Annotated in this window: 8 protein-coding genes and 3 pseudogenes; 6 read left to right on the top strand and 5 right to left on the bottom strand. The window is 69.4% G+C overall.

What is annotated here, in order from left to right; all coding sequences use genetic code 11:
* Window positions 1-11 precede the first annotated feature (11 nt).
* A complete protein-coding gene (locus ACWDD7_RS19720) occupies window positions 12-869 on the bottom strand; it encodes an NAD(P)H-binding protein (RefSeq protein ID WP_450458254.1) in 858 nt (285 codons plus the stop codon).
* An 83-nt stretch (window positions 870-952) separates the two neighbouring features.
* Here ACWDD7_RS19720 and ACWDD7_RS19715 point away from each other — a divergent pair, with 83 nt between their 5' ends.
* On the top strand, window positions 953-1672 hold the full coding sequence (locus ACWDD7_RS19715) for an SDR family NAD(P)-dependent oxidoreductase (RefSeq protein ID WP_351872834.1): 720 nt from the start codon (window positions 953-955) through the stop codon (window positions 1670-1672).
* Window positions 1673-1832: 160 nt separating this feature from the next.
* Here ACWDD7_RS19715 and ACWDD7_RS19710 read toward each other — a convergent pair whose 3' ends face one another.
* Together ACWDD7_RS19710 and ACWDD7_RS19705 are read right to left on the bottom strand one after the other, a co-directional pair.
* Window positions 1833-2600: a citrate/2-methylcitrate synthase gene (locus ACWDD7_RS19710; RefSeq protein ID WP_450458274.1), complete on the bottom strand. Its 768-nt coding sequence runs from the start codon at window positions 2598-2600 to the stop codon at window positions 1833-1835.
* Between the two features lie 315 nt (window positions 2601-2915).
* Window positions 2916-3059: pseudogene (locus tag ACWDD7_RS19705) on the bottom strand (helix-turn-helix domain-containing protein); the annotation flags it as partial.
* Window positions 3060-3756: 697 nt separating this feature from the next.
* Between ACWDD7_RS19705 and ACWDD7_RS19700 the strand changes: the two are divergent.
* The 4 genes and pseudogenes from ACWDD7_RS19700 to ACWDD7_RS19685 all read left to right on the top strand — a co-directional run.
* Entirely contained in the window at window positions 3757-4746 is a 990-nt protein-coding gene (locus tag ACWDD7_RS19700) for a patatin-like phospholipase family protein (RefSeq protein WP_450458253.1), read from the top strand.
* Between the two features lie 31 nt (window positions 4747-4777).
* Window positions 4778-7045, top strand: coding sequence for a hypothetical protein (locus ACWDD7_RS19695; RefSeq protein ID WP_450458252.1), 2268 nt, complete (start codon window positions 4778-4780; stop codon window positions 7043-7045).
* 107 nt (window positions 7046-7152) lie between these two features.
* Complete coding sequence (locus ACWDD7_RS19690) at window positions 7153-7860, top strand: hypothetical protein (protein WP_450458251.1); 708 nt, start codon at window positions 7153-7155, stop codon at window positions 7858-7860.
* Window positions 7861-8069: 209 nt separating this feature from the next.
* A pseudogene (locus tag ACWDD7_RS19685) lies at window positions 8070-8540 on the top strand (IS5 family transposase); the annotation flags it as partial.
* Between the two features lie 57 nt (window positions 8541-8597).
* Here the strand turns inward: ACWDD7_RS19685 and ACWDD7_RS19680 are convergent.
* Complete coding sequence (locus tag ACWDD7_RS19680) at window positions 8598-9338, bottom strand: class I SAM-dependent DNA methyltransferase (RefSeq protein ID WP_450458250.1); 741 nt, start codon at window positions 9336-9338, stop codon at window positions 8598-8600.
* 879 nt (window positions 9339-10217) lie between these two features.
* On the opposite strand from ACWDD7_RS19680, the gene ACWDD7_RS19675 reads away from it, so the two are divergent.
* Window positions 10218-12932, top strand: a complete 2715-nt coding sequence (locus ACWDD7_RS19675) for a PKD domain-containing protein (protein ID WP_450458249.1) — start codon at window positions 10218-10220, stop codon at window positions 12930-12932.
* A gap of 38 nt (window positions 12933-12970) precedes the next feature.
* On the opposite strand, the pseudogene ACWDD7_RS19670 reads toward ACWDD7_RS19675, so the two are convergent.
* A pseudogene (locus ACWDD7_RS19670) lies at window positions 12971-13151 on the bottom strand (tetratricopeptide repeat protein); the annotation flags it as partial.
* Between the last annotated feature and the right edge of the window lie 22 nt (window positions 13152-13173).

The raw sequence follows: 13173 nt of genomic DNA, 5'->3' as shown, positions 1-13173 counted from the left end.
CCGGAACGGGCTCAGCGGAACGACGCCGCGTGATCGGCGGCCCACTCGGCGAACGAACGGGCGGGCCGCCCGGTGAGTTCGGCGACCGTCGGATGCACGGCTGTACGGACCGCGAGGTCGGCGTGGGCACGGGCCGCCAGGACCGCGTCGGCCGTGTCCGCCGGCATCACGCGCGCCAGGGCCCGCCGGGCCTCGTCGAGGGGCTGCTCGGCGAACCGCAGCGGCAGTCCGAGGAGTTCACCGAGCACCCGCACCTGTCCGGCCGGCGTGATGGGCTCCGGCCCGGTCACCCGGTGGATCTCGCCCCGCCCCGGCCGGGCCAGGGCCACCGCGGCGACGGCCGCGAGGTCACGCGGATCGACCGGCGTCGAGGCGAGCCGGCCGAAGGGGGCTCGGATCACGGTCTCACCGGCGGCGATCGGACGGGCCCACTGCAGCGCGTTGGACATGAAGCCGTTGGGCCGCAGGATCGTCCAGGGCAGGCCGGAGTCCGTCAGGGCGGCCTCCCCGGCGGCATGCCAGCCGGCGAGCACCCGGGCGGCCTCGGCTCCCGTGTGGTCCTCCTCGACCGCGAGGGACGACAGCTGAACGACGTGCTCGACCGCGGCACCGCGCGCCGCCGTCACCACGTTCCGGTCGTGGACGGCGCGTTGGTGCCCCACACCGGACAGGAACACGGACGTGACGCCGGCGACGGCGGCCGTCAGCGTCGAGGGAATCCCTAGGTCCCCCTGGACGATCTCGACACCGTCCGGGAAGGACACCCGTCCCGGATTCCGGGTCAGGACGCGCACCTTCCGCCCGTCCCGCAGCAGTTGTGCCACCAGTGCACGGCCCACCGTTCCGGAGGCCCCAGTCACAAGGATCATCACCCGAGGATGACCGCCCCCGCTGGAGCCCGGCACGAGCCCGCTCCAGCGGACCTCTTGCGGTGCTCCCTAGCGTCGTGTCCATGAAGCCGAACGGGAAGTCCGCAGTGGTCACGGGCGGTACGACGGGCCTCGGCCTGGCCGTGGCGAAGGCGCTGGTGAACGACGGCTGCCAAGTGATGTACGCGGCCCGCAAACCGGCCGGGTCCCCTCTGCCGGGAGCGCACTTCCATCCGCTGGACGTACGGGACCCGGACTCGGTGCACACGCTGATGGCGGCCGCAGCCGACCGCTTCGGCGGCATCGACATCCTGGTGGCCAACGCGGGCACCAGCCGCCCCGGGCCGGTACGGGCGCTCTCCCACGACGACTGGACGACGGTGATCGACACCAACCTCACCGGCACCTTCTCCTGTGTCTCCGCAGCCCTCCCCCATCTGGAGAAGTCCCCCCAGGGCCGGATCATCACCCTGTCCTCCGCGCTGGCGGTACGCCCGGCCCCCGGTGCCTCCTCGTACGCGGCCTCCAAGGCCGCCCTGGAGATGTTCACCCGGGTCCTCGCTCTGGAGGTGGCCGCCCAGGGCATCACCGCCAACTGCGTCTCCCCCGGTTTCATCGACGCGGGTATGGGTCGCCGGCTGAGCGCCAACACCGCGGTCTGGCCCGCCTACGAGGCCAAACTGGCCACGCCCCGCCTGGGCACCGGCGACGAGGTCGCCGCCGCGGTCCGCTATCTGATCAGCCCGGACGCCTCCTACGTCAACGGCCATGTGCTGGAGGTGAACGGCGGCTTGCGCTGGTGAGGGCACGCGACACCGCTACGGCAGGACACGCGCCGCCTCCACGACGCTGGGGCTGCGGGGGTATCGCAAGGACAGGGGTGGTGGAGCCGTGCGCGGGGTGCTGCGGTCGCCCCGGGGCGCCGCCGGCCACAGGTGGCGGCGCCCCCGGGCAGGCAACAGATCAGCCGTTGCTGCCACGCAGGACCGGCCCCGTATACACGAACTGCATACGGAAGTTGGTGTTCTGACCCAACTGCTCCAGCAGATGAGCCACCCACCCCGACATCCGCGCTATCGAGAACAAGGCCTCCCCCGCCCCCGGACTCATCCCCGCGACGAAACACAACGCACTCACCGCGAAATCAAGGTTCACCGGAACCAGCCCGGCCTCACGAATGTCCGCGAGCGCCTCACGCAACGCCGCCATCCGCAACGCACCGTCCGACGGCAGATCAGCATCAGGAGCCCACTCCGCAGACATCCGCTCCAACAGGATCGCCGCCCGCGGATCCCGCTGACGGAACGCCAGATGCCCGATCCCCGGCACCGGCCGATCCGAAGCCACCAACTTCGCCACCCGCGCACACCCCGGACTCTCGTAATAACAACGCAGCAACTCCTCCACCCGATACGCCGCCGCCCCCGGCGCCGAACCCCGCATCGCACACAACCCCGCCAGCACAGCAGCCTTCATGTCCCCACCCACCGACGCCACGATCCGACTGCACACCGTCGGCGCCGCCAACCCGTTCTCCGCCGCCAGATTCAACGCCACATCCACCAACGACACCAAAGCCGGCGGCATCACCCCCCGCCCCGACACCGGCAACAGACCCCGCGCCAACGCACCCGCCACACCCCCCGAATCCACCGCAAGCAAACCCGTCGCACAGTAAACCGCGAAAGCAATCAGCCGCTCCGCCTCCCCCGTGCACTCCTCCTCGATCACACTGCGACACCCCGTCCCCGACAACGCCGCCAACCCACACACGATCCGGTCCAGCGGCAACACAGAACACCCCCGCCCCGCATCCGCGACCCCCCGCCACCCCTCCGGAAACACCCACGGACGCGGCACCGCACCCAACGCCTCCACACTCGCCCCCCACAACAGATGCGACACGTTCTCGAACCCCATCCCCCCACACAACAACAACACGTCATACCCCCGGTAGAACAACCGGTCATTACGGATCAACGCGATACCCGACTCCAGAACCGCCCGCGACCCCTCCCGCTCCCGCGTCTTACGCCCCCGCGCCGCAAGACGCTCGATGTCATCCCGCCGGAACCTGCTCCCCCGCGCACCATCACTCGCCCTACGCAACAACCCCCTGCTCGTATACGCGTAGATCGTCTCCCGCTTCACCCCCAACCGCCTCGCCGCCTGCTCCGTCGTCAGCCACATCCCGTCATCCATCCCCGACTCCCCCACACTCACGACTCAGTCCCCCTCACGACCAAAACGAATGAGCCCACACATCCAAGTCGCACAACCCACCCGGAACGTTGACACGAAGGCGCAAGTTTTCGGCCGGATCCAGCACGCACGTAACACCAAAACCCCACCACCCCACCCCTGGAACGGAAGAATCCAGACACCCGCCCCAACCTGACCCGCGCTAAGACGTCGATGCACGGGTCGAGGGCGCGAGGACAAGACGTCGGAGTTCGGCCAGCGGGGGTCGAAGCCGTAGCGGTCGGCGAAGGCCGGCCATCTCGGGGCGCCCTGCTTGCCCTCGGTCGCGGGCAGCTCGTAGGCGCGGACCTGGTCGTAGGTCAGCAGCACCCGCTCGGTGTGGCTCCAACAGCCCGTCCGCGCTACCCAGTCCCGCTCGATGCCCTCGCCTCGCCACTCCCGCATCACCACCCCGAAGGTCATTGATGGACGCGAGGGCTTCCCGGAGATACCTCGCGTCTGGGAGGGTGTGACCCGGCGTGTGGTGATGGGAGAACAGGGGCCTGATCCTGCGGGGGGTGCCGTGCAGGCCGGTGATGCCAAGAACGGGCTTGAACACTGGGATGCGGCGCATCCTGTATTAGCGATCCTGCGTGCCCGACGGGACTCCGGAAGCTTACCGGGCCAGCGCAAGGACGGAGCGACCGTGGCCCTTGCCGTAGAGGGCGGCGGCATGCGGGGGGTGATCTCTGCGGCGATGCTGTCCCAGCTTGAGGACTACGGCTTCAAGAACGCCTTCGACGTGGTGTACGGCTGCTCCGCCGGTGGCATCAATGGGGCTTACTTTCTCGCCGGGGAGACCTGGTACCCACTGTCGATCTACTACGACGACCTGGCGACCAAGCAGTTCGTCGACTTCTCCCGGGCGCTGCGCCGACGCCCGATCCTGGACCTGGGGTACTCCTTCGACCACATCATGGAACAGGTCAAACCCCTCGACTACGAGGCGGTTCTCGGGTCGGCGATACCGTTGGCCGTCCCGGTCACGGATGTCGATGCCCTGCGGACTGTCGTACTGCGGGACTTCGCCTCCCGCCAAGACCTGAAGGCTGCGCTGCGTGCCTCCGCCTGGCTGCCCATCGCCCTGCCCGGTACGGTCCCGACGCCCGACGGGCGGCGTGCGGTCGACGGCGGAGTGCTCACCGCCTTGCCGTTCCGGCTTGCGGTCGACGACGGCTGCACACACATCCTCTCCCTCAGCACACGCCCGATGCGGTCGGCGGATAGCGGGCTCTCCTTGCTGCACCGCTACGCCTACCTCCACCTCGAGCGGATGCGCCCCGGTCTCGGCAGCGGCTACCTGGCGGCGATCCGTCAGAAACACCGAGACCAGGACTGGCTGCGCCAGATGCGTACGTCCCCCACGGCCGGTGCCCCGTACGTCCTCGACCTGGCTCCACTGCCCTGGATGCCCGAACTCAAGCGACACGAGCTGGACCAGCGCAGGCTCCTCGACAGCGCGCGGCTGGCGTACGGAATCGCCTTCTGTGCCACCGAGGGCAGGCCGTCCGAACTGATCCGCCAGGGAAGCATCCGTGCCATGCCGAGACTGATGGTGGTGGACACCGCGAATGGAGAACCGAGGCGCGACGCCAGACCTGCTGCTCGCGACACTGGGCGAACTGAGGGGGTATAGCGACCGGCACCTTGCGGAACTAAGGGAGCTGTTGGAACTGACCGCTGACGGCGGGCCGGAGACCGCCCGTCAGCGGACCCGCCGTCTCACGTCATGGCGGCGCCTGCTGCAGGACATACCGCCGGACGAGCGGACCTTCGACAGCCGGTTCGGACTCGTCGGCCGACAGGCCACGGTCACCCGCCTGACCGACTGGTGCCTGGGATACCGCGCCCGGAGCGAACGGCGCCGGACAAGCCTGGCCGCGCTGTTCGGGTTCGTCAGCCTGTATCTGCTGACCCTGCTCGGTCTCGCCGAATCCGAGGCACAGCGCTCGCTCTCGCAGCCCTCCCCCGACCACGGTGGCAGGGCGCTGACCCATGACTGCGGCGCCGTCTGCGACGTACTCCTCGCGGAGGACGCGGTCGCGGAAGTCATCGCTGAGATCTACCACCCGCAGCCGCGGCCCGGCCGGCGTCGCGCAGACGCGGCTGTGGGGCCCGCCGAGCGCGAATGGCGGGCAATGCAGGGCAACTTGCGGTTCCACCGGCACGGCAGCACCTCGATGATCCTGCGCGGCAGCACCGCGAGCACCGTGCACGGCACCCGCCCGGAGTTCGCCCTTAAGCTGATCCTGTACCCGTTCACCAGGATCAGGACCCTCACCCAGGCCACGCGCGACTACGCCGAGACGTACGACACCGCCGCCACCGGTTCCCGGCATCTGGTACGCGTCTGGGCCAGCTTCGACAGCTGGATCCTGATGGACTTCATCGCGGGCAGGACACTCGCGGAACTCGTCCGCGAGGAATGGGAGCCGGAGGCTGCCGGCGCTGGCGCACTCTCCCTCCGCCTCGACCGCCTGAGGGAAAAGGGGGTGCTGCTCTTCGAGGCGCTGGAGGACCTGCAGCGCCTCGCCCGGGACACCCCCGTGCACGGCCGGATCAAAGGCGTACACGCCGACCTCTCGCCATCCAACATCATCGTGTCCGACGCTGACGGCGCCTTCAAACTCATCGACCTCGGACGCAATTATCTCTACACCCACACCATCACCGGAACATCGGGTGCCGAGTCCTCCTACATCGCCCCGGAGGTCAAGTCCGGCGACACCGAGATCGCCCGGGCCGACCTCTACTCGCTCGACCGACTGCTGATCCTCTTCGGCACCGGACGAGCGAGCACCGACGGTGTGGTCCCGGACATCTTCTACATGCGCGCAGTGCAACTGGCGCGCTTCATCGAGGATCTGATCGACGCCGATCCGGCGAGACGGCTGCTCCTCTTCGGCACCGGTACGGAACATGCCTTCTCCTTCGGTGAACTGAAGAGCGGGTTTCTCTCGGAGCTGAAGACGGTGAAGGCTGCCGAGCAGGGCGAGTCCGACCTGCGGGTCGAGACCGGTTGGCGGGCGCTGCGCGAGCTGCTGCGCCCGCTGGCCGGGGATCCAGGCCGGGAGTGGCGGCTGTGGCGGATGCACCGCCAGCAGAGCGGCCGCCCGGAGGGGTACCGCAGGCCCTTCACCAACTGGCTGCTCGCCTGGTCGCTGGTGTCGGCGCTGATCTGGGCGGTGACGAACTCCACCGTCACCACCTGGCTGCTGCGGGACTTCGACCTCGACTGGGGCAACAAGCTGGTGGAGCTGGTGCAGCACCTCGACGGCGGTTCCAAGGGCTTCCCGATCGTCGACTCGTGGCGGCACGGCGACTACCGACTGCCGGACTGGCGAGCCAACCTCCCTGCCCGGATGGTCGGGCTCTCCTACGCCATCGCGGCGCCGAAGTACTACCAGACACTGTTCTCCGGCCTCACACCGCTCGCCATCGGGTGGCGGGCTGGCGCGCTGAGCCGACTGGCCTTGGCGACCGAGGTGGTCATGCGGATCATGGCCGTCGTGCCCTGCCTGCTCGTACTGGCGATCACTCTGGTCGAACCCCGCTGGTGGCCGCTCAACTCCGCGATCGGGCAGTGCCTGACCTGGCTCGCAAACTTCCTGACCCTCGCCTACGTCCGAGCGGTCATCGCGCGGTCCCGCCAGCTCGGTCTCAGTACGCTACCCAGCGACGACGACAAGATCACCGGGCTCTCCGCGCTCGCCCAGTGGGTACCGACCTCGCTCTTCTACGCCACGGCCGTGCTGACCATCGGCGCCTGCCTCTACATGCAGATCCTTCATGACGTCTACGTGTACGCGTTCGCCGTCACCTCGACCAACATCTTCCTCTTCTACGTCATCAAGTGCGGCATAGGCGGCCCGACGGTCCGGGTAGCGATGGTCCGTACCTGCCTGGCCGCAGAGCGTGTGGCCCGATGCGGGTAGGACCCACGACATCGGAGCGAGGGAGCTGGCCGACCCGGGATCGCTTCAGTGGATTCAGCGGACCGATCGGCCCGCGCACGCACGGGGTCACGTCTGCGAGGAACAGCATGGGACGTCACAAGCAGCACAAGCCGCACCGCCCACGGGGCGAGAGCGGGCAATCGGCGAAGGAGTGGTTCGGCACCGCGTTCCACTCCACCGAGGGGATGCAGCACCTGGACGTCCGCCAGTCCGGCAACGGCGTCCTGATCACCTCCTCCCCTGCCGAGATCGACGGCGTCCCGGCCTCATGGCCGCTGCGCCTGCGCAACGACGACGACGGCCAGGGGCTGAACGAGGTGGGCACGGCCCTCGCTGCCGGGCGCGGCCACGTCTTCGGCGTGAGCGAGGGGCCAGGGCACAGGACCGTCCTGGCGTTCATGACCGACCGCCCCGAGAACGGCGTCGGCACGCCGGCCCAGGTCCGCACCAGCGAAGGCCCGGACGCCTACGTCGTCTTCGAACGGAGCGCAGAACGTCCGATGGGACTGTGGGCCGAAGCCGGGGAGAACCTCCTGCGGATCGTCCCGCTGCTCGGACCGGACGCGCCGCCGGCGGACGAACTCGAGGACTGCCGCCTGTGCCCCGGCTGCTACCGGCCCGTCTACGAGAGCTCTTCCTCGCACACCCTGATCGGCGCCGGGCCGATGCCGGTGATCAGGCTGTGCAGGCTGTGCGCCGAAGGCACCACGCTGCGCTCGCTGCGCCAGATGGACGTCCCGGTCGACCCGCAGCAGCGCGCCGCCCTGGAAACCGTGGCCGCCGCCATGGCGTAGCCAGGTCGCCGGGCGCCGGGCAAGCCCCCCTCGCACGGAAGGGCTTGCCCAGCCCGGACGTCAGCGGTCGGCGGGCTCGGGGTAGCGCCGACGACGCCGGTCCGTCAGGGCCTCCGGCGGAACCAGCCGCGGCCCCGGTCCGGCTCCTGGTCGTCCTCCGGCTCGGGTGATGCAGCGGCCTGGAGGCGGGCGGCCTCGGCAGCGGCTGCTCCCACATACGGGCATTGAAAGGGGGATCCAAGACGGGACGAAGCCCTGTTGGCCAGGGCAGGACGGGCAGCAAGCATCACCTGATCACCGACGCCACCGGTATCCCGCTCGCCGCCACCTTGACCGGCGGCAACCGCAACGACGTCACCCAGCTGATCCCGCTGCTTCAGGCGGTGCCGCCGGTGAGGGGCAAGCGAGGCCGGCCCCGGCGCCGCCCGGACGTGGTGCTGGGCGACCGCGGCTACGACCACGACAAGTACCGCCGCCGCGTCCGGGATCTCGGCGTGAAGCCGCTGATCGCTCGCCGGGGCACCGAGCACGGCTCGGGCCTGGGCACGCAACGCGGGGTCGTGGAGCGAACATTCGCCCACCTGCACTGGTTCCGCCTGCGGATCCACTGGGAGATCCGCGACGACATCCACGAAGCCTTCCTCGTCCTCGGATGCGCACTGATCTGCTGGCGACGCCTGAACTTCCGACAGAAGTTCAAGACAGGCACGGCCAACGTTGATGGCCTGGTACCGACCTCAGGCCGGCTTGCGCCACACAGAGATGTGCTTCGCGGAGTCCTGGGTGAACGGAGACCCGTCCCAGTCCGCAACGCGACGTTCCAGTTCGAGCCCAGCGATCCGCGCCATCAGGTCGAGCTCCGCCGGCCACGCGTACCGGTGCCGGGAGTTGCCACGGCGGTAGCGGCCGTCTTCGCCGTCGCGGGTGAGATGGTGCGAGACGAGAATCTGCTCGACCAGGTCGAAGGTGTCGAAGCCAAGATGCCGGTCGGAGACATCGAACGGCACCGCGACCTGCCCGGGCGGCAGGAATCGCAGTGGCGGCACGCCCAGCTCGATGACGAATCGGCCGCCAGGCGTCAGGTGACGTGCGGCGTTGCGGAAGCACTCGACCTGCTCGTCCTGCGTGAGGAGGTTCGTGATCGTGTTGTAGACGAGATAGACCAGGGTGAACTCGCCGGGGACGACGGTCGTGGCCATGTCTCCGATGACGACGGGGAGCATGTCCTCGTCGATCTTGCGCCGCAGGACCGCTGCCATGTGCTCGGACAGTTCGATGCCCGCAACGGGCACGCCGCGTTCCCGGAGCGGGACGCCCACTCGTCCGGTTCCGATGGCGAACTCCAGTGCCCGGCCGTCTCCGGCGAGTTCGGCGAGGAAGGCGAGAGCCGGTCCGAGAACGGCAGCCGAGGACGATTCGGCTTCCTCGGCGTCGTAGCGGTCGGCGGTCGCGCGGGTCCACAGTTCACTGCTCGTCACGGGTGGCCACTGTGCCGGGTGCCGAGGGGCGCTGTCGACGCATTTAAGTTCTCCGCGGGTCAGCGTGCACCGCCTACAACTCGTTGTCGCCTTGCCAGGGCTTCGGCCGAACCGCCCCGCACGCCTCATCATCAGTCCCGGAATGACCCAACCACCTTGGAGATCATCTCATTAGGAGTCCTGACTAACCGTCTACACCATCGGCCGGACGCGCGCCCACGGCCGCGGCAGCCGCTCGCGTCCGCTCGATCAACGTGTAGACGGTGCAGGCGCCGAACGTCCGGGTCGCTGTGGGCCGCCATCCGTCGCGCAGCTCAGTTGCAGCTGGCGCTGCCCTGCCCCGGTGGTGAACAGGCGGTGCGGACGGCAGCACGCGGGACGTGCGCTGCGGACACGTAGGCGGGTGTGTTGGCGGAAGGGTCCAAAGAGACGGGCCCCAGCAGCTCGCCGCGACTTCGGCTTCCGTGCAATTGGCCTTGAAACGCTGGTGACTTGAGGAAGACAAGGTCGGTCCGTGGCTGTTCCTTTGGAGTGGGGCTGAGATCATGAAGGCTGCCTGTAGCTGCCGAGCGGCACCGTCCGGGACCGGCAGCGTGCTTGCGACTGGGCGCTTGCCCCCACCACATCGTCGCCACACGGGCTGTGGGTCGATGACCCGCACACCAGGCCCCGGTGCCGTCATCCGCACCGTCGACCCTCCTTGGAGTTCATATGCGAAGACCTCGCCCCGTATCCGGTGTGTCCGTGGCCGTTCTCGTGGTGGCCGGGGTGGTGAGCTGCTGGGGAACCGGTGAGGCGGCGGCGGACCCGAGCCCGGCCGGAACGCTGTATGTGAATCACGACGGAGCCTGCAGCGACACGGGAACGGGCTCGGCGAGCATGCCCTTCTGCACGGTGCAGGCGGCGGCGGACGTGGTGTTGCCCGGGCAGACGGTTCGTCTTGAGTCGCCCGACGATCTGCCCTACGTCGAGTCCGTGACCCTGACCCGGTCCGGCACCGAGGACGCCCCCATCACATTCACCGGCGCCGCCCTCGCCCCCAGCGGCTCGCCGCCGATCCTCACGCCGAAGGGTTCCGCTCCCGCGCTGACACTCAAGGCGGTGCACGACGTACGCATCCAGTCGCTGGGGATCGGATACCCGGGCGCGGACGCGGTAGCGGTGACGGGCTCCACGGGCATCACCCTCGACCGGTTGTCCTTCCGTCGCCCAGTGCCGTCGACCGGTGGCACCGGTACCGCGATCGGTGTGGACGGCGCCTCCTCGGGCGTGACCGTCTCGCGCAACTGGATTCCGGATGGGTACGCCTACGGCGTGCGAGCGCAGTCGGGAGCCTCACAGGTCACGGTGACCACCAACGTGGTGACCACCCCGCGGCGGGGTGGGATCGTGATGACGGGGACCTCCGGTGCGGCCGTGACCAGCAACACAGTCACCGCTCCGTGCGCCACCGGAATCTCGCTGGACGGCGCGAGTTCCGGGACCGTGGAGAACAACGTGGTCGCCTCCGCGTCGGCGAAGCAGACCGACAGCTGCCCGGCGCCCACGGCTCCGCTCTACTTCGTGTCTGCCCAATCCGCGGATCAGGTCACCAGCGACTACAACGCGGCGGCGAACGGTTCCGGTACCTCCGCCCGGCCGCGCCCCGAGTACGCCTGGGCCGACGCCCCCTACACCACCGCCGTGTCGCTGCACGACGCGACCGGCCAGGGCGCGCACGACATCGACGGCCTCAACCTGCCCTCCACCACTGCGCCGCCCGAGCACTCAGCGCTCATCGACTCCGCCGATGCCCACGCACCGGGCGAGCTCACCACCGACGTCGATGGCGCCCCGCTCGTGGACGATCCGCTCGTCGCCGACACCGGCACCGGCTCGACGGCCCGCCCCGACCGAGGCGCCATCGAACGGCAGGACTCCATCATCATTCCCAGCGACGACATGCCGTCGCCGTCGAGGGGCGTCGCGCCGGTCGTCACCTCGGTGAAAACCGACGACGCCACCACGTCGTGGGGCAAGCCCATCGCGACGTACTCGGTCGACTTCGGGGACGGCAGCGCCCCGGTCACCCAGGCACCGGGCGCCCCGATCACGCACAGCTACGCCACGCCGGGCGTGTATAGCCCGGCCGTCACGGTGACCGACGCTGACGGGTCGAGCCGCACCGTCCGGTCCCCCGCCGTCGACGCGGGTACGACCGCGGCGCCGGCCACCTCGCTGTCCGGCGCCCTGGTCACCACTGCCGACGGGAAGGTCGACGCCGGGGACGCGTTGTTCACCGTTCCGCAACCGGCGAACGCCTGGGAAGTCGCCTACCGGGTCCTGGCGTTCGGTGACGGCGACCAGGAGAACCTGGCCGACGGCCCCCGGAAGATCGAGCACCAGTATCCGGCAGCGGGCTCGTACACCGCCACGCTGACGCAGACCGACCTGCTCGGCCGCACCACCACCGCCAGGGTGACCGTGCACGCCGCAGACGCCTTCCTGCCCGTCGCAGCTCGGTACGACGCCGAGAGGACCATCCCCGCCCACGGGGTGCTGAAGCTCTCCGCGGCCACCGTGCACGCCGACTCCGACGGCGTCGACGCGGCGCGCCTGCGGATCGTCACCAGCGGTGCCAAGGCGAGCGGCACTCTCACCCTCTACACCGACGGCACCACCCGGCCGGGCACCTCGACCGTCAGTTTCGGAGCCGGCCGGACGGTCAGCAACGAAGCCACGGTGAAGGTCACTCCCACCGGTGTGATCGACCTCTACAACAGCAGCACCGGCCCGGTGACCGTCAACGTCGCCACTCTCGGCCTCCAGTCGCACGCGCAGTTCGGCCGTACCTACCACCCCGCTGCACCGATCCGCCTGCTCGACACCCGCAGCGGCACCGGCGGCCACACCGGCGCGGTTGCCGGCGGTCACTCGGTCACCCTGACCGTCTCAGGCGCCCACGGCGTCCCGGCCGACGCCGACGCCGTGGTACTCAACGTGGTGGCGACCACAACCAAGGGGTCCGGCAGCCTCACCGTATCCCCCGACAGCACCGTCAATCCCGGCGTGAGCGGCCCGTACTGGACCACGGGACAGACCGCCTCCGCCCAGATCGTCGTGCCCATGGCCCCGCTGATCAACGGAAAGGTGGTATTCCGCAATAACAGCAAGTCCTCGGCGCACCTCATCGCGGACGTGGTCGGCTGGTACGGCCCCACCGCGACCGGGACGACGTTCCAGCCGGTCAGCCCGGTACGGATCCTCAACACCCGTACGGGGACCGGCGGGAAGATCGCCAAACTCGGCGCTCACGCCACGCTCAAACTCAAAGTCACCGGCGCCCACGGGGTACCGGCGAACGGAGTGAGCGCGGTAGACCTCAATCTCACGGTGCCCTCGCCGACCGGCAGCGGCTACCTGGTCGCCTACGCCGACGGCACCACCCGGCCGGACGTGCACACTGCCGACTACACCAGCGGACAACCCGCCGCTGGCGCCGCGCTGGTCAAGGTGGGCACGGACGGCGAGATCGACCTGTACAACGCCGGCTCCACCGCCATCGACGTAAACACCGATCTTCTCGGTGACTACATCCTCAACACCGTGGAGTGACCGCACAACGGGCCGTCGAGGTCCACCAGCAGATGCCCGGCGACGGCGCCGAAGGCGTCCCGGCGTAAGGCTTCGTTGGGGAAGCGTCCTCGCAGCATGGGGGCGGCGGTGTCGGCGAGGTACACGGTGCCTGTGGTCAGGCCGTGCCCGCCGCCGAGTCGTTCGTCGGCGGGCACCGAAGGCCGCGGTGATCTGCCGTACGACGTCCACGTCCTCCATGCCGACCAGGGACGTACCGGTG

This window comes from Streptomyces sp. NPDC001056 (genome assembly GCF_053598955.1).
This window is presented reverse-complemented; position numbering and strand designations above follow the sequence as displayed.